Below are 16399 nucleotides of genomic sequence, written 5' to 3'. Positions count from 1 at the left end.
TGGCGCGCGTCACGCGTTCAAGGAAGCGGCGGTCGTGCGAGATCAGGATGACGGCCGAAGAGGTCCGGGCCAGCTCTTCTTCCAGCCACTCGATGACTGAGAGATCGAGATGGTTGGTCGGCTCGTCGAGCAGCAGGATGTCGGGCTCCGGCGCCATGACGCGGGCGAGCGCCGCACGGCGCGCCTCGCCACCGGAGAGGTCGCCGGGCCGCTCCTCGCCGGTGAGGCCGAGATGCTCCATCAGATAGGTGGCGCGATGCGGGTCGTCGGCCGGCCCCAGGCCGGCCTCGACGTAGGCGCGCACGCTGGCAAAGCCATCCATGTCGGGCATCTGCGGCAGGTAGCGAACGGTCGCCGACGGCTGGCGGAACACTTCGCCGTCCTGCGGTTCGATCATGCCGGCGGCGATCTTGAGCAGAGTCGATTTGCCGGAGCCGTTGCGGCCGACCAGCGCGATCTTCTCGCCGGCGGACGCGCTGAGCGCCGCGCCGTCGAGCAGCGGCGTGCCGCCAAAGGTCAGTCTTATGCCGTCGAGATTGAGAAGTGGCGGCGCCATGGCGACTTTCTGGAAATGTCAGCTTTCCGGGAGAGGATGAGGGTGGGCCAAGAGCAGCGCGCGGCCGCGCTCCAGCGCGATTCCAAGCCGGCCTTTGACCTCGTTTGATATAGTGAGCGAGGAGCCGAACGCCACCTCGACGCGATCGAGCGGCCATTTGGCGCCTGTTACCGTCAGGCCGCCAAGCTCGGAGAAGCCGAGCACAGAAAACAACGTGCCGTCGGCATAGTCGTAGCTGGTCTCACTGGGCAGGATCGGCGCGCCTTCCTGTGCGCCGCTGGTCAACAGCACGGCGATGCCTTTCTCGGCCAGCCGAAGCCCAAGCGCCAGATGCAGGAAGGCGTGGTCGGCGCGCTTGCCGCCGAAGGCGCCCGCCAACACGAGGCCGGTTGCGCCGCGTTCGAGGGCCTCGGCGATGGCGAGCTCGCCATCGGTCATGTCCTTCTCGGCCGGAAATACTTTTCGCGGCACTGCGGCGAGATCGCGGGGCAGATTTGCGGGCACGGAGTCGAAATCGCCGACCCAGAGTTCCGGAACAATGCCCAGCATGCGGGCATGGCCCATGCCGGCATCGGCGGCGATGACGCGGGAACCCTCGATCTGGCGCTCGAGCCGGGGCGTGCGGAAGAGTTCGCCGCCAAGCAGGATGGTGAATGTGCCCATGGCCGTCGCCCTTACCAGCCCGCCGCGCGAAACGGAAGTCGCGTGCGGCCGATGGCGGCGCCGAACGACGCGAATGACTGTCGGCAGGCAATCGATGCCCGGCAAACTTCCGCTTGCGCGCCGCCGCGGCCGGGAATATGTCTCCAAACGCTCTAACGGGGTGCCGGACGCGGTCACGCGAACCGGCTGAGAGGCGAACAAGCCAACCCGCTGAACCTGATCCGGTTTGTACCGGCGGAGGGATTAGACGTTTCGGACCATCCGACGCCTCAATTCCTTGCAACACCAACGGAGGAGGCGCCGATGCGCTCGCTACTGTCTCACGTCATTCTGGCAACCGGCCTTGTTTCGCTTCTGGCGGGCGCCGCTCCCGCCGCCGCCAAGGACAAGCTCACTGTCTACACCTATGAAAGCTTCACCGCCGACTGGGGGCCAGGCCCCTCGGTGAAGAAGGAATTTGAGGCCGAATGCGGCTGCGATCTAGAATTCGTCTCGGTCGCCGACGGCGTGGCGCTGCTCAACCGCGTCAAGCTGGAAGGCGCCGGCACAAAGGCCGACATCGTGCTCGGCCTCGACACCAACCTGACCGCCGATGCCAAGGCGAGCGGCCTGTTCGCGCCGCATGGCGACGTGTCCGGCATCAACGTGCCGGGCAACTGGAAGGACGACACGTTCGTGCCCTTCGACTACGGCTATTTCGCCGTCGTCTACGACACCGAGAAGCTGAAGACGCCGCCGAAAAGCTTGAAGGAACTGGTCGAAGGCGCCGGCACCGACAAGATCGTCATCCAGGATCCGCGCACCTCGACACCGGGCCTCGGCCTGCTGCTCTGGGTGAAGTCGGTCTATGGCGACAAGGCGCCGGAAGCCTGGGCGAAGCTGAAGCCGAAGGTGCTGACCGTGACGCCGGGCTGGAGCGAAGCCTATGGCCTGTTCACCAAGGGCGAGGCGCCGATGGTGCTGTCCTACACCACTTCGCCTGCCTACCACATGGTCGCCGAAAACACCGAGCGTTACCAGGCAGCGTCCTTCGAGGAGGGTGAGTACCTGCAGATCGAAGTCGCGGGCATCACCACGACGGGCGCGAAGAACCCGCTGGCCGAAAAATTCATCGCCTTCATGACCGGGCCGAAGTTCCAGGACGCCATTCCTGAGACCAACTGGATGTTCCCGGCCGGCAAGACCGACAAGCCGCTCAACCCGGCCTTCGACAAGCTGGTCAAGCCGACCGAGACCTTGCTGTTCAGCCCCGAGGACGTCGCGACCAACCGCAAGGCGTGGGTGGATGAGTGGCTGGCGGTGATGAGCAAGTAGGTGGTCTTGGTTATTATCCTTCCAAGATGATTGCTCTACGACGTTCGCTAGCTCGAACCCACATGGCGCAACGTGCGGCCGTCCGCTGACTCCCGCATCGGCGCCGGCGTCATTGCGCTTGCGGCCATCGCCCTGCTCATCGGCGGTGCATTCGCGGGCCTCATCGTAGAAGGTGCAAGCGATCGGTCCGGCGCGCTTGCTGCTTTCGACGGCTACCTTCTGCGCGTCGCCCGCTTCACCCTCTGGCAGGCGTTGCTGTCGACGCTGCTTTCGGTCGCGCCGGCGCTGCTGGTGGCACGCGCCTTGTCCAGGCACCCAGCCTTTCCGGGGCGCCGGCTGATCCTGCAGCTTTTCACGGTGCCGCTGGCGCTGCCGGCCATCGTCGCCGCGCTAGGCGTGCTGGCGCTCTATGGCCATGCCGGTTATTTCGCCAGCGTCCTCAGCGAACTTGGGGGCGGAGACTGGCCCGGCATCTACGGCCTTTCCGGCATTCTGATCGCGCATGTCTTCTTCAACCTGCCTTTGGCGACACGGCTGTTCCTGGAGGCGTTGGGCACCATCCAAGCCGACCAGTGGCGGCTGGCGAGCCAGCTCGGCATGGGTGCCCTGCCTGCCTTCCGGCTGATCGAATGGCCGGCACTGCGGGCGGCGCTGCCAGGCGTCGCCGGACTGGTCTTCATGCTCTGCATCACGTCCTTCACCATCGTGCTGACGCTGGGCGGCGGACCGGCAGCGACGACGCTGGAGGTCGCGATCTACCAGGCGCTGCGCTTCGATTTCGACCCGGCCCGCGCGGTGGTGCTGACGCTGCTGCAGATCGGGCTGACCTTCATCGTTGTCGCCGTGCTGACGCGGCTCGGCGCCAATACGGTCGGCGACGCCAATCTGCCGGTGGCGCCACGGCGCTATCTGGCGACGGGCCGGTCCGAGACGACACTGAATGCCAGCCTGATAGCGATTGCCCTGCTGTTCGTCGCCGGACCGATGGTGGCGACGGTGATGGCGGGACTGAAAGCCGATCTCGGCCGGCTGGCGGGCGAAGAGGCCGTGCGCCGCGCGACGTTCACCAGCGCCGAGCTCGCCTTCCTCTCGGGGGCACTTGCCGTGACGCTGTCCCTGGCCTTGATCTCCGCGCGGCGCGCCCTGGCACTACGTCGGCGCCCGGCCGGACCAATGTCGCTGCTCGAACATGCCGCCGATACCGGCGCTGGTTTCGTGCTCGTCGTGCCGCCGATCGTGGTCGGCGCCGGCTGGTTCCTACTGTTGCGGGGGTTCACGGATGTCTTCGCCGTCGCGCCCGTGATGGTCGTCACGGTCAATGCGGTGATGGCGATGCCCTTCGCCATCCGCGCCATTCGGCCGGCCTATGATGCGGCGAGCGAGCGCCACGAACGGCTTTGCATGGCGCTCGGCATTGCCGGCTGGAACAGGCTTCGCCTGGTCGACTGGCCGTCGCTCAGGCGGCCTTTGGCCACCGGCTTTGCCTTCGCCATGGCGCTGTCGCTGGGCGACCTCGGCGTGATCGCGCTGTTCGGCAGCGATTCCGTTCAGACCCTGCCCTATCTCCTGCTTGCGCGCATGGGCAGCTACCGCACCGCCGACGCGGCGGGACTGGCCTTGCTGCTCGGTCTCGTCTGCCTGATGCTGGTGGTTGCAGCCGACTGGATGGGGTGGGCAGAGAGGGCATGATCACGAGGATGGAGGGTGTCCCGGCGCAGAAAGGCCTTGCCGTACGGCTTGATGGTGTCTCGTTCAGCTATGGCGAGGCGTCCTTTCGCTTCGATGCCGAATTCACCGCCGGCAGGATCACCGCAATCATGGGACCGAGCGGCTCCGGCAAGTCGACGCTGCTCAATTTGGTAGCCGGCTTCGAATCGCCAATCGAGGGCAAGGTGCTGATCGGCGGGACCGATGCCGGCAATGCGCCGCCGTCGGCCCGTCCGGTGTCGATGGTGTTCCAGGAGAACAATCTTTTTGCCCATCTTTCGGTGGAGGGCAATGTCGGGCTCGGCCGCTCGCCGTCGCTCCGCCTCAGCGCCGCCGACCGTGCCGCGATCGCCGATGCGCTGGCGCGCGTCGGGTTGGCCGGTAAGGAAAAGCGGCTGCCGCGCGAACTTTCCGGCGGCGAACGGCAGCGCGTGGCGCTGGCCAGGGTGCTGTTGCGCGACCGTCCGGTGCTTCTGCTGGACGAGCCTTTCGCCTCGCTTGGTCCGGCGCTGCGCGACGACATGCTCGACCTCGTGGCCTCAATCCATGCCGAACGGCACATGACCGTGCTTTTCGTCACGCACCAGCCTGAGGACGCCCGCCGAATCGGCCAGGACATGGCCTTCGTGGACGGCGGTACGATCGCCGCGACCGGGCTGGCGGAAGATTTCTTCAGCCTCCCTGGACCGGACGCTTTCCGGCGTTATATCGGCCGATGAAACATGCGGGCCGGTTCACAATAAATTGCCCGGAAGCGGACATAATTTACAGCCAAACCGGCAGTGGGCGATCAGGCGTTTGCTTGCCTTGACAGGAAGAGTGTGGCTAGGTCCGGCTATACTGACCCGGCATGGGCTGTGATTTGCCGAGAGATTTGGAAAGGAAGCCGATCTGCCGACCGGCGTCGATAAAGTGTGGATGAAGCCGCTGGCGAAGTTCCTTGCGCTGGCTGGCTTTGCCGTGGCGCTGGCCAGTTGCCAGATGTTCACGCCGCCGGACGTGCAGGAGTCGGGCTTCCAGCCTTCGGACAAGCCGATCACGGTCGACAATGTCGTCGCCAACGCCAAGCTCGTCGAGCTGGCCAAGGCGCAGCATCCGCGCATCCTGGCGACCTATGGCGGCGAATATTCCGATCCCAAGCTCGAACGCATGGTGGCCAAGGTCGTCGGCAACCTGACGGTGGTGTCGGCCAACCCGACCCAGACCTATCGCATCACCATCCTCAACTCGCCGAACGTCAACGCATTCGCGCTGCCGGGCGGCTATCTCTATGTCACGCGCGGATTGCTGGCGCTTGCCAACGACTCCTCCGAGCTCGCCGCCGTCATCGCGCATGAGATGGGCCACGTCACCGCCAATCACGGCCTGCAGCGGCAGCAGCTGGAGGCCGAGGAAGGCTTGGCGACCAAGGTCGTCTCGGATGTGCTGGGCGACAGTCCGACGGCCAAGGCCGCGCTGATCCGCGGCAAGCTCAGGCTGGCGCAGTTCTCGCGCAACCAGGAACTTCAGGCTGACGCCATCGGCATCAAGTCGATCGGCGAGGCGGGCTATGATCCATATGCCGCCGGCCGCTTCCTGCAGTCGATGTCGGCCTATACCGATTTCCGCTCGGTCAGCGGCGCGACGGATGCCAGCCTCGACTTCCTGGCGACGCACCCGAATACGCCGCAGCGCATCGAGCTGGCGCAGCGGCTCGCCCGCAACTTCGGGCCGCCGGGCGTCGGCACCCGCGACCGCGACGCCTTCCTCGCCGGCATAGACGGCCTGCTCTACGGCGACACGCCGGAAGAAGGCTATGTGCGCGGCCAGACCTTCCTGCATCCTGGCCTCGGCGTGTCGTTCACCGTCCCGGACGGCTTCGTCATCGACAACACGGCTGCCGCGGTGACCGCAACCGGACCGGGTGACATCGCCATCCGCTTCGACGGCGTGGCGATCGACAAGTCGATCTCGTTGACCGACTACATCCGTAGCGGCTGGGTCGCCGGTCTCGACAGCAACAGCGTGCACCAGGAAACGATCAACGGCAACGAAGCGGCGATGGCGCATGCCGGCGCCCAGGGCTGGCAGTTCGACATTGCGGTGATCCGCGCCGGCGGGCAGGTCTACCGGCTGCTCACCGCCGCGCCTTCGGCCAGCACCCAGCTGGAGTCGGTCGCGCGCTCGGTCAGCGGCTCCTTCCGCACGCTCAGCGCGGCGGAGAAGGCGGCGTTGAAGCCGCTGCACATACGCGTGGTCACCGTGCAGGCGGGCCAGAACATGGGCTCGCTGGCGACGCAGATGGTCGGCGTCGACCGCAAGCTCGACCTTTTCCGCGTGCTCAACGCAATGTCGCCCGGCGCCACGGTTTCGGCCGGCGACAAGGTCAAGATCGTCACCGACAAGTAGTTCGTCGGCGAGCCAAGATCTTTCAGGCTGCTTCGGCCAGGAATTCGGGGTTTTGCTTCACTAGCGCCAGCTTCAGCTTTTCCATGGCGCGGGCCTCGATCTGGCGCACCCGCTCCTTGGAGATGCCGAGTTGCTCGCCGAGCGATTCCAGGGTGGCGCCTTCGTCGCTCAGCCGACGCTCCTCGATGATCCTGAGTTCGCGGTCGTTGAGAGCGGTAAGCGCAGTCCTCAGCCAGATCGCGCGGCGTTCCACGTCGATCGTCTCGCCGACGACCTCATCAGGCAGAGGATCTTCCGAGACCAGGAAATCCATACGCTCGGCCGCGCCGTTCTCGTCGGCCAAAGGGGCGTTGAGGGAGCTGTCGGGGGCCGAAAGACGCGAATCCATCATCGCCACATCGGCCTCCGGCACACCGAGGGCGGCCGAGACCTCGCGGTAAAGCGACGCATTGGAGAGCGGCTCGGCGCCGTTGGCCAGCCGGGCGCGCAATCGCCTCAGGTTGAAGAACAGCGCCTTCTGCGCCGAGCTGGTGCCGCCGCGCACGATCGACCAGTTGCGAAGGATATAATCCTGCATCGATGCGCGGATCCACCAGGTGGCATAGGTGGAAAAGCGCACTTCCCGCGCCGGCTCGAAGCGAGCGGCCGCTTCCAGCAGGCCGACATGGCCTTCCTGGATGAGGTCGCCGAGCGGCAGACCGTAGTGACGGAAACGCGAGGCCATGGAAATCACCAGGCGCATGTGGGCGACGGTGATCCGGTGCAGGGCGTGCTGGTCGTTCTCCTCTTTCCAGCGCACGGCCAGAAGGTGTTCTTCCTCCCGCTCGAGATAAGGAGCCTTCATTGCCGCCCGGACCAGTGTCCGTCCTGCCGCGTCCTCGATCATGCCGGCTTCCTCCTGGCGGTCGTTGCACACGGCGGTTGAAAAGACGCCGCCGCGCCCTACAACAGTGCTGCAACGGTCGGGCGCATGGATGGTTCCGTGGCCGGCGGGGCGCAGTGTTGCCGCCGGGAACATTCCGTGACCGGGCCGGAGCGTCTGGCTTGCTGGGCTTCTGCAAGATTTTGAGAATCAGATTTCTGGACGGTCTGATTTTTGAAATCTGGTTCCTTATTTCGCGAGCATTCCTCTGTCAGTTTCCTGCTCTCACATCGCGCCGGGACTGCCGGTCAAAACGGGATCACAGAAAAATGAAATGGCTTAAATCGCTTCTCATCGCCGGGGCACTGCAGGCTCTGGCGGTCACCGCCGGCCATGCCGGCGCCAATCTCGACCAGATCAAGCAGGCCGGCGTGATCAAGGTCGGAACCGAGGGCACTTATGCGCCCTTCACCTACCATGACGCATCCGGCGCCTTGGCCGGCTTCGACGTCGAGATCGCCAAGGCGATCGCCGACAAGCTTGGCGTCAAAGTCCAGTTCCTCGAAGGCAAGTGGGACGGGCTGATCGCCGGTCTCGACGCAAACCGCTACGACGCCGTCATCAACGAGGTCGGCATCACCGACGCCCGCAAGGCCAAGTATGATTTCTCCGATCCCTACATTGCGTCCAAGGCGGTGCTGATCGTCCGCGGCGACAACGCCGACATCAAGTCCTTCGCCGACCTCAAGGGCAAGAAGTCGGCGCAGTCGCTGACCTCGAACTTCGGCAAGCTCGCCGAACAGAACGGCGCCGAGCTGGTCGGTACCGACGGCTTCGACCAGTCGATCCAGCTGCTGCTCACCGGTCGCGCCGACGCCACCATCAACGACAGCCTGTCGTTCCTCGACTTCAAGAAACACAAGCCCGACGCTAATGTGAAGATAGCCGCACAGGAGGCGAATGCCGACTATTCCGGCGTCATCGTGCGCAAGGGCGATCCGGAGCTGGTCGCGGCCATCAACAAGGCGCTCGCCGACATCAAGGCGGACGGCACCTACAAGAAGATCGCCGATACCTATTTCGGCCAGGACGTTTCGCAGTAAAGCCAATCATCCTGTTGCTCCGATCCCGGCGGGTCGTCTTTGACGGCCCGCCGGTTTTTGCGTGATAGTCGTTCCGCAAGCCCGGCCGGAATGTAGCCGGCGAGGAGGAGGGTTTCGTGCCGCACTGGCTGCAATTGATGGTGGAGTCGCTGCCTACGCTGCTGTGGGCGGCGCTAATCTTCACCGTGCCGCTGACGCTGCTGTCCTTCGCGCTCGGGTTGATAGCGGGGTTGGCCACGGCCCTGATCCGACTGTTCGGGCCGAAACCGCTGGTCGCGATCGCCCGTTTCTATGTATGGATTTTTCGTGGAACGCCGCTGCTGGTCCAACTCTTCCTGATCTTCTACGGTCTGCCTTCGGCCGGTATCCTGCTCGACGCCTTCCCGGCCGCGCTGATCGGCTTCACACTCAACATCGGTGCCTATACGTCAGAAATCATCCGGGCCGTCATCGGCTCGGTGCCGAAGGGACAGTGGGAAGCCTCCTATTCGATCGGCATGACCTGGAGCCAGGCGATGCGCCGCACCATCCTGCCGCAGGCGGGCCGCGTCGCGGTGCCGCCGCTTTCCAACACCTTCATCTCGCTGGTCAAGGACACCTCGCTGGCGGCGGCCATCACGGTGCCTGAGATGTTCCAGGCCGCGCAGCGCATCGTCGCCACCACCTATGAGCCGCTGATCCTCTATGTCGAGGCGGCGGCGCTCTACCTGGTGATGAGTTCGGTTCTGTCGGCGCTGCAGGCGCGGCTGGAGGTACGGCTCAACCGTTATGGCGGCTTCCTGGAGGCCAACGCATGATCGGCCTGACGGACATCGAGAAGCGCTTCGGCGATAATCTTGTGCTCAAGGGAGTTACCGTCAGCATCGCCGAGGGCAGCGTCACCGCGCTGGTCGGCCCGTCTGGCGGCGGCAAGAGCACGCTCCTGCGCTGCATCAACCTCCTGGAGATCCCGACCTCCGGCGCCTTGCGCATCGGCGACGAGACACTGGAGTTCCGGCCGGGCGTCAAGGTGGCGACAAAGGATATCCAGCGCGTGCGCCTGCAGACCGGCATGGTGTTCCAGAACTTCCAGCTGTTTCCGCACCGCACCGCCATCGAGAATGTCATGGAGGGGCTGACCACGGTGCTGAAATGGCCAGAGCCACGGGCGCGCGAGCGGGCCATGGCGCTGCTCGAAAAGGTCGGCATGGCGCACAAGGCCGACGCCTGGCCGGCCACCTTGTCGGGCGGCCAGCAGCAGCGGGTGGCGATCGCCCGCGCGCTGGCACCGTCGCCGCGCGTGCTGCTGTGCGACGAACCGACCTCGGCGCTCGACCCTGAACTCGCGCAGGAAGTCGTCGACGTGCTCGGCCAACTCGCCCGCGAGGGCACGACCATGGTGATGGCCACGCACGACCTGAGGCTCGCCTCCAAGATCGCCCAGGAAGTGGTCTTCCTCGATGCTGGCGCCGTCGTGGAAAAGGGACCTGCTTCCGTCGTGTTCGACAATCCGGAGCGCGAGCGCACCAAACGTTTCATCGCCTCTTTGAGGCAGGAGGCGCAGAGGGAGGCTTGAGGGTAAGGCCCGTAAACAAAAAACCCGGCGCGAGGCCGGGTTTTTCGTGTTCAGAAAGCGAAGAGCCTCAGGCAGCTTCTTCCTGTTCGGCTTCCTCGTTGTCGGCCTTGGCGCCGCGCTTCGGGCCTTTATTGAGGTTGACCTCGATGAGGCGCACTGCCTCGGTCTCCGACATGCGGTTGACGGCCGCGATCTCGCGGGCCATGCGGTCGAGCGCGGCTTCGTAAAGCTGGCGCTCGGAATAGGACTGCTCCGGCTGGTTGTCGGCGCGATAGAGGTCGCGCACCACTTCCGAGATGGAGATCAGGTCGCCCGAATTGATCTTGGCATCGTATTCCTGGGCGCGGCGCGACCACATGGTGCGCTTGATGCGGGCGCGGCCCTGCACCACCTTCAGCGCGCGGTCGACATAATCCTCTTCAGAGAGCTTGCGCATGCCGATCGAGGTCGCCTTGGCGACCGGCACCTTCAACCGCATCTTGTCCTTCTGGAAATCGATGACGAACAATTCCAGCTTATGACCCGCGACTTCCTGCTCGTCGATGGACACGATCTGTCCGACGCCGTGCGCCGGATAGACGATGAACTCGCCGGTCTTGAAACCGTGACGGGCCGCGGTGGACTTCTTCTGCGGGGTGATCGTTGCCATTACGCCCTGAACTCCTTAGTTGTGGTGCCGGCATCATGCCGGCAGAACTCACGTGACCGGCGCAAGCCGATCGTTAGCCGCACAACAGTTGAGCCACCGGAAAAGCCGAGACCGGCAAACCGCACAAAAGCGACCGCCTGTCCCAGATCGCTCTGGTCCGGATTATAAAAGCTCACCTTTCAGTGATTTGGGGCGTTAGCGCCATAAATCGACGTTGTGTCACCGGCATGTTTCGTAGATGTAACACAAAAAGTCGGAAGAATCAAGGTTTTGCTGCGTTCGCTAACGCCGAACGCCATCGCTGCCTGTCAAGACAGCAATTGTATCGGCCCCGTTACGCAGGGTCATGCCGGCCGCAGCCGGCGTTGACATCAGTCGCCTTCGCCAGGCTCGGCCGAGAAATATTTCTCGAACTTTCCGGTCTCGCCATCGAAGTTCTTGGCGTCCGCCGGGGGCTCTTTCTTGGCGGTTATGTTGGGCCATTTCTCGGCGTATTCGGAATTGACCTGCAACCATTTGTCGAGACCGGGCTCGGTATCCGGCTTGATCGCGTCGGCGGGGCATTCGGGCTCGCACACACCACAGTCGATGCATTCGTCCGGGTGGATGACGAGCATGTTCTCGCCTTCGTAGAAACAGTCGACCGGACAGACCTCGATGCAATCCATGTATTTGCATTTTATGCAATTATCGGTCACGACATAGGTCATCGCAGGCTCCGGCACGTCCCATTTTTGCAGGGCTTTTTGGTGAGGTAACGCCTTTGCCTGCCGCTTGCAAGGGCAGGGTTTGCCGGCTCGACCGATGTTGCGGAAATGGAATTCCGCCGGTTTGCCGCCGTGGAGACCGGCCGTCCCTCAGTCGTCGCCCAACAGCCGGTCGGTTTGGCGGCGCTCGCGCTTGGTCGGGCGGCCGCTGCCGGCCTCGCGCAAAGCGGGAATGGCGTCTGGAACGGCGCCGCCCTTGGGTGTCGGCGGCGGCGACATGTCCTCGTAAAGCAGGCGCGCCTCTTCGGCGGGACCGCGCCGACTGCCCGGATCCAGCACCTTCCAGACCAGGATGCGGCCTTCAAGGGTGATGGTCAGCACATCGCCCGGCTTAACCTGATCCGAGGCCTGCGCCGCTTTGTCGCGATTGATGCGGACGCGTCCGGCAACGACCAGCTTGGCGGCCAGCGAGCGCGATTTCACCGCGCGTGAGAAGAACAGCCACTTGTCGATTCGCTGGCGGCCCGCGGCGACCATCGAGACTAGCTTTGTTGGAGCATGATCTTATCCGAAAACCGGTTCCCACCTTTCGCTGACGCGGTCCTTCGGTTCGGGATCATGCTCTAGCCTATTTCTTCAGCTGGTCGCGCAAGGCGGCGAGCTTGGCGAAAGGCGAATCCGGGTCGAAGCGCTGCGGGCGCTCCTCGCGTGGCTTGGCCTGGAAGACCGGCTTGCCGCCAGGGGCGTTGCCCTTGCCGTCCTGCCTGCCGCCCTTCCAGTCCGGCCGACCTTCGCGGCGGTCGGGGCGTTCGCCTTGCGGCTTGCCGTCCCGCCGTTCGCCGGCTTCGCGCCGCTCACCAGTCTCCGGCCTCGGCTTGAACTTGCTGCGGTCGAAGCGCGGCTTGCCGGCGCCGTCGCGCTGGTCGCGGCGGCCTTCCTGGGCAGGCCGGTCGCCGGGCTGGCCGGCCGTCACTCCGGCCTGGCCGTCGCGCGCGGCCTGGCCGTTGCGTGGGCGATTGTCGCGGCGGTTGTCGTGGCGATGGCGCGGACGCTGATGATCGAAGCGCGCCTGCCGCCACAGAAGTACCGGCTTCGGCTCTTCCGGCTCGGCAGGAGTTTCGGCGCCTTCACCCTCCTCCTTGTGGGGAGCGTCGGCACGCAAAGCCGGAACGGGGACTGCACCAGCGCTGTCTGAATCGTCGGCGCCATCTCGCTCGCCGGCTCCACTTTGCGCCGCGACCTCCTCCATCGAGGGGGCAGCGGGAGCCTCGGCCGCTTGCTCTGCAGCGGGAGCGGGTTCTTCGATTGTTTCCTTCCGGGGCTGTTCTTCCGACACCACCTCCGCGGCCGGCTCTGCCATGCCTTCCGTCGCAGTCTCGGCGGAATGTATTTCGGTGGTTGCCGGCTCCGAGCCTTCGTCGGGCGACGCCTCGGCTGCAGCCTCGACGACCGGCGTTTCGGCCACCTTCGCAGCTCGCGCAGCTTCTTCCGCCGCGAGCTTCGCCGCTGCCGCCTCGCGGGCGGCGTTGTCCTGCGCCTCGAGCTTCGCCTTCACTTCGGCGACCGGCTTCGCCTCGGAGCGATAGCCCAGGCCCTTCAGGATCTCTTCCATGTCGTCGGCGGTGGCGCCGAGGATCGACATCATCGGCGGCGTCACCATGAAGGCATTGCCGTCATAAGCGCCGTCCGGGCGCTGGCCAAGGCCGGGCTTCCAGTTGGTCGCCGGGCGGATGAGATCGGCCAGCCTTTCCAATATGTCGACGCGCACCGCGCGGCGGCCGAGATTGCGGTAGCCGGCGAGCTTGTAGAAGGTCTTGTCGAAGGCCGGATCGATGACGACGGACGTGCGGCCGGACGCCAGCGCATGGACGACGTCGCCGAAACCGGGCTTGTCCTTGCCGTCGTTCTTCAGCGCCCACAGGAGCGTCACCAGCCCTGAGGGCGCTGGCTTGATCAGCGCCGGCACGAAGACGTGATAGGCGCCGAAGCGCACGCCGAGGCGGCGCAACGCGGCACGGCCTTCCTGGTCGAGCGACTTCATTTCGTCCGCGATGTCGCGGCGGTTGATGAGGCCGAAATGCTCGACCAGCTGGAAAGCGATGCCGCGGGCGATGCCGGTGAGCTGCTCGGCGTTCTTCAGGTCGACGAGCGGCTTCAGCAGCGACTCGATCTGGAAATTGACGAAACGCTCGGCACGCGCCGCGACCTTGTCGCGGGCCGGGCCGGTCAGTTGCTCGTCGGCAAGCAGCACCAATCGCGGCTTCAATGGCTCGTCGCCGGCGACTAGCGTGCCGATCGGCGCGCCGATCCAGCGCAATGTACCGTCCGAACCCAGTGCCAGATCGCCATTGGCGCAAGCGCCAAAGCGTTCGGCGCGCGCGTCGAACTCTGCCGCCAGCGCTTTCTGCGCGGCGGTGCGCACGGCCTTGGCGTCTTCGCCGCCGGCGCTCTGGTCGGCGGTGAAGCGGAACCCCTGCAACTCGCCGACATGATGGCCTTCGACGAGGACGGTTCCGGTAGGGCTGATTTCGGCTTCAGGCATGGTATTTTCTCTAAGGCGCCGCATGAGGACGGAAGTCCTGCGGTCTACAAAGCGTTTCGTCAACCGCTCATGCAGCGCATCCGACAATCTGTCTTCGATTTCACGCGTCTTTTCCTGCCAGTGTAGCTGATCGGCCAGCCAGCCCGGGCGGTTGGAGACGAAAGTCCAGGTGCGTATCTGGGCGATCCGGTGCGACAGCGTGTCGATATCGCCGTCGGTCGTGTCGGCGCGCCGCACCTGCTCGGCCATGTAGTTCTCATCGACATGGCCATGGCGGGCAAGGTCCATGTAGATGGAAGCGATGAGGTCAGCGTGCTGGGCAGGCGCGATCTTGCGGTAGTCGGGCAGGGCGCAGGCTTCCCACAATAGCGCCACGCGTGCCGGGCCGGTGGCGAGCGCGCGGATCTCCTCGTCGCGCGACAGGTGATCGAGCGCCTGCGCGTCTACCGCCGGCAGCGCCCGTGTCAGCCCCTCGACCGGCGCGTTGGTCTCGATCGAGCGCTTCAAGGCATCGAGGCTGGCGAAATCGAAATCAGCGGTGCGCCACTGCAGCACCTTCACCGGGTCGAAATCGTGCCCCTCGATCTTCTTGACCAGATCCTCGTCGAACGGGTCGACCTGGCCGGTGACGCCGAAGGTGCCGTCCCGCAGGTGGCGGCCGGCGCGTCCGGCAATCTGGCCAAGCTCGGCGGCGGTGAGGTTGCGGTACTGGTAGCCGTCGAACTTACGGTTCTGCGCGAAGGCGACGTGGTCGAGGTCGAGGTTGAGACCCATGCCGATGGCATCGGTGGCGATGAGGTAGTCGACGTCGCCGGACTGGAACAGCGCCACCTGGGCATTGCGGGTGCGGGGCGAGAGCGCGCCGAGCACGACGGCGGCGCCGCCCTGCTGCCGGCGGATCAGCTCGGCGATGGCGTAAACCTCGTCGGCAGAGAAGGCGACGATCGCCGTGCGGCGGGGAAGCCGGGTGAGCTTCTTCGATCCGGCATAGGCGAGATGCGACAGCCGGGGCCGCGTCACCACCGAAACGCCTTTCAGCAGGCGCTGCAGTATGCCGTGCATGGTGGCGGCGCCCAGCAGAAGCGTCTCCTGGCGGCCGCGCAGATGCAGGATGCGATCGGTGAAGATATGGCCGCGCTCGAGGTCGCCGGCGAGCTGCACCTCGTCGATGGCGACGAAGGCGGCGTCGGTCTCGCGCGGCATCGCCTCGACGGTGCAGACCGAATATTTCGCGCCGGCAGGTACGATCTTCTCCTCGCCGGTGATCAGCGCCACTTTGTGAGCGCCGACCTTCTCGCTGACGCGTGCATAGACCTCGCGGGCGAGCAGCCTGAGCGGCAGGCCGATGATGCCGGTCTCGTGGGCCACCATGCGCTCGATTGCGAGATGGGTCTTGCCGGTGTTGGTAGGGCCCAGCACGGCGGTGACGTCGCGGCCCGAAAGTATCAGCGGCTGGGTGTGTTTTTGCTGGATGTTCATCGGCTCGGAAATAGGCTTTCTGCCGCTTGCTGTCGGGGACGCGAGGAGTGGCGCCGCGTGTGACAGGCGACACATAGGGATTTCAGGCGCGAAGCGAAAGCGGAATGTTCTTCAAGGCATGGCGCAGCTGACAGGCGGGGTCAAAAACGGCGTCCGGTTAACGCATGGAACGAGTCTGGAACGAATCGGCGACGAATCACTGACTCATCCTGATTCAGGGTTTGTTCACGGCTATATGTGGGTTTTTTGACGGTGAGTCTCACCACATGCTGAATCGTGGAACTGGCCCGTTTCATGCTTGGGCTTCGTGGCAAGCGAGTCGCCGTTAACTTTTGCCGGTGAACGGTCGAGGCCAATCCAGGGGCCGCTGCCAAGGTTATGAAATTATTGATCTTTCCTAACGGCTTCTAACGAATTCAGCAACGTTCACGCTGCCTGCCGTTAACTTCTCGACCAAAGCCGGAACGAATCGGCGACGAATCAGCGATGCACGAAGTTTCCCGGTTTGTTCACGCCTAGATATGGTGTTATCCACAGCTTGTGCACCGAGAATTCACAGCTTGTGAACTGACTTTCGCACAAGGGCGCCCGAGGCGCGTTAACCTTTGCGTGCCGAATTGAGGCAAGGTGTCGCGCCGGCCCCGGCGGCGTCAGGCCAAGGGGCGGCCCGGTGTGACCGGGCCGCCCGCCGACCGGATCGGTAAACCTCAGGCGAAGTACTGGCCGCCATTGGCGGTGATGGTCGAGCCGGTGATGAAGCCGGCCTCGTCGGAGGCGAGGAAGACGACGCAGCGCGCGACCTCTTCCGGCTCGCCGAGACGGCCGACCGGGATCTGCGGGATGATGCGCTCGTTGAGCACCTTCTCGTCGATCG

At 64.9% G+C, this 16399-nt stretch carries 15 protein-coding genes and 1 riboswitch; of the genes, 7 read left to right on the top strand and 8 right to left on the bottom strand.

Annotated features, from left to right (window positions below):
• Both Q0L57_RS24015 and Q0L57_RS24010 read right to left on the bottom strand, forming a co-directional pair.
• Positions 1-556: ATP-binding cassette domain-containing protein (locus tag Q0L57_RS24015; protein ID WP_296745550.1), on the bottom strand; the 556-nt coding region annotated here is incomplete at its 3' end.
• A gap of 18 nt (positions 557-574) precedes the next feature.
• Positions 575-1219 (bottom strand): thiamine diphosphokinase, encoded by a 645-nt coding sequence (locus Q0L57_RS24010; protein WP_296745549.1) that lies wholly within the window; start codon positions 1217-1219, stop codon positions 575-577.
• A 146-nt stretch (positions 1220-1365) separates the two neighbouring features.
• Positions 1366-1479: riboswitch (TPP riboswitch) on the top strand.
• Between the two features lie 43 nt (positions 1480-1522).
• On the opposite strand from Q0L57_RS24010, the gene thiB reads away from it, so the two are divergent.
• From thiB to Q0L57_RS23990, 4 genes are all read left to right on the top strand, one after another.
• Entirely contained in the window at positions 1523-2533 is a 1011-nt protein-coding gene (gene thiB / locus Q0L57_RS24005; protein WP_296745548.1) for a thiamine ABC transporter substrate binding subunit, read from the top strand.
• Positions 2534-2605: 72 nt separating this feature from the next.
• Complete coding sequence (gene thiP, locus Q0L57_RS24000) at positions 2606-4222, top strand: thiamine/thiamine pyrophosphate ABC transporter permease (protein WP_296745547.1); 1617 nt, start codon at positions 2606-2608, stop codon at positions 4220-4222.
• On the top strand, positions 4219-4959 hold the full coding sequence (thiQ, locus tag Q0L57_RS23995) for a thiamine ABC transporter ATP-binding protein (protein WP_296745546.1): 741 nt from the start codon (positions 4219-4221) through the stop codon (positions 4957-4959). The genes thiP and thiQ overlap by 4 nt, the downstream gene beginning before the upstream one ends.
• A 199-nt stretch (positions 4960-5158) precedes the next feature.
• The gene (locus Q0L57_RS23990; RefSeq protein WP_296745545.1) at positions 5159-6628 is read left to right on the top strand and encodes a M48 family metalloprotease; all 1470 of its coding nucleotides are present in this window, start codon (positions 5159-5161) and stop codon (positions 6626-6628) included.
• Between the two features lie 22 nt (positions 6629-6650).
• Here the strand turns inward: Q0L57_RS23990 and Q0L57_RS23985 are convergent, their stop codons facing one another.
• Positions 6651-7514 carry an RNA polymerase factor sigma-32 gene (locus Q0L57_RS23985; protein ID WP_296745544.1) on the bottom strand — a complete coding sequence of 288 codons (864 nt, stop codon included), beginning with the start codon at positions 7512-7514 and terminating at the stop codon, positions 6651-6653.
• Positions 7515-7819: 305 nt separating this feature from the next.
• Between Q0L57_RS23985 and Q0L57_RS23980 the strand changes: the two genes are divergently transcribed.
• From Q0L57_RS23980 to Q0L57_RS23970, 3 genes are all read left to right on the top strand, one after another.
• A complete protein-coding gene (locus tag Q0L57_RS23980) occupies positions 7820-8593 on the top strand; it encodes an amino acid ABC transporter substrate-binding protein (protein ID WP_296745543.1) in 774 nt (257 codons plus the stop codon).
• Between the two features lie 116 nt (positions 8594-8709).
• Positions 8710-9390, top strand: coding sequence for an ABC transporter permease subunit (locus Q0L57_RS23975; RefSeq protein ID WP_296745542.1), 681 nt, complete (start codon positions 8710-8712; stop codon positions 9388-9390).
• Positions 9387-10148 (top strand): amino acid ABC transporter ATP-binding protein, encoded by a 762-nt coding sequence (locus tag Q0L57_RS23970; RefSeq protein ID WP_296745541.1) that lies wholly within the window; start codon positions 9387-9389, stop codon positions 10146-10148. The genes Q0L57_RS23975 and Q0L57_RS23970 overlap by 4 nt, the downstream gene beginning before the upstream one ends.
• 67 nt (positions 10149-10215) lie before the next feature.
• On the opposite strand, the gene Q0L57_RS23965 is transcribed toward Q0L57_RS23970, so the two are convergent.
• The 5 genes from Q0L57_RS23965 to Q0L57_RS23945 form a co-directional block, all read right to left on the bottom strand.
• A complete protein-coding gene (locus Q0L57_RS23965; RefSeq protein WP_296745540.1) occupies positions 10216-10797 on the bottom strand; it encodes a CarD family transcriptional regulator in 582 nt (193 codons plus the stop codon).
• A gap of 371 nt (positions 10798-11168) precedes the next feature.
• Entirely contained in the window at positions 11169-11507 is a 339-nt protein-coding gene (gene fdxA, locus Q0L57_RS23960) for a ferredoxin FdxA (protein ID WP_296745539.1), read from the bottom strand.
• Between the two features lie 147 nt (positions 11508-11654).
• Positions 11655-12041, bottom strand: a complete 387-nt coding sequence (locus tag Q0L57_RS23955) for an RNA-binding S4 domain-containing protein (protein ID WP_296745538.1) — start codon at positions 12039-12041, stop codon at positions 11655-11657.
• Between the two features lie 91 nt (positions 12042-12132).
• Positions 12133-15525, bottom strand: coding sequence for a helicase-related protein (locus tag Q0L57_RS23950; RefSeq protein ID WP_296745537.1), 3393 nt, complete (start codon positions 15523-15525; stop codon positions 12133-12135).
• Positions 15526-16232: 707 nt separating this feature from the next.
• Positions 16233-16399, bottom strand: a 167-nt coding sequence (locus Q0L57_RS23945) for an SDR family oxidoreductase (protein WP_296745551.1), incomplete at its 5' end; no start/stop codon positions are given.

It is taken from the genome of Mesorhizobium sp., assembly GCF_024509055.1.
Lineage (GTDB): Bacteria > Pseudomonadota > Alphaproteobacteria > Rhizobiales > Rhizobiaceae > Mesorhizobium.
The sequence above is the reverse complement of the archived record's forward strand: the minus strand, read 5'-3'. Positions and strand labels throughout refer to the sequence as shown.

Excerpts from the sequence above, each read along its gene's own strand:
- Q0L57_RS24010 (WP_296745549.1), bottom strand. The coding sequence starts at position 1,219 with ATGGGCACATTCACCATCCTGCTTGGCGGCGAACTCTTCCGCACGCCC.
- thiB (WP_296745548.1), top strand. The coding sequence starts at position 1,523 with ATGCGCTCGCTACTGTCTCACGTCATTCTGGCAACCGGCCTTGTTTCG.
- thiQ (WP_296745546.1), top strand. The coding sequence starts at position 4,219 with ATGATCACGAGGATGGAGGGTGTCCCGGCGCAGAAAGGCCTTGCCGTA.
- Q0L57_RS23990 (WP_296745545.1), top strand. The coding sequence starts at position 5,159 with ATGAAGCCGCTGGCGAAGTTCCTTGCGCTGGCTGGCTTTGCCGTGGCG.
- Q0L57_RS23985 (WP_296745544.1), bottom strand. The coding sequence starts at position 7,514 with ATGATCGAGGACGCGGCAGGACGGACACTGGTCCGGGCGGCAATGAAG.
- Q0L57_RS23980 (WP_296745543.1), top strand. The coding sequence starts at position 7,820 with ATGAAATGGCTTAAATCGCTTCTCATCGCCGGGGCACTGCAGGCTCTG.
- Q0L57_RS23970 (WP_296745541.1), top strand. The coding sequence starts at position 9,387 with ATGATCGGCCTGACGGACATCGAGAAGCGCTTCGGCGATAATCTTGTG.
- Q0L57_RS23965 (WP_296745540.1), bottom strand. The coding sequence starts at position 10,797 with ATGGCAACGATCACCCCGCAGAAGAAGTCCACCGCGGCCCGTCACGGT.
- fdxA (WP_296745539.1), bottom strand. The coding sequence starts at position 11,507 with ATGACCTATGTCGTGACCGATAATTGCATAAAATGCAAATACATGGAT.
- Q0L57_RS23955 (WP_296745538.1), bottom strand. The coding sequence starts at position 12,041 with ATGGTCGCCGCGGGCCGCCAGCGAATCGACAAGTGGCTGTTCTTCTCA.
- Q0L57_RS23950 (WP_296745537.1), bottom strand. The coding sequence starts at position 15,525 with ATGAACATCCAGCAAAAACACACCCAGCCGCTGATACTTTCGGGCCGC.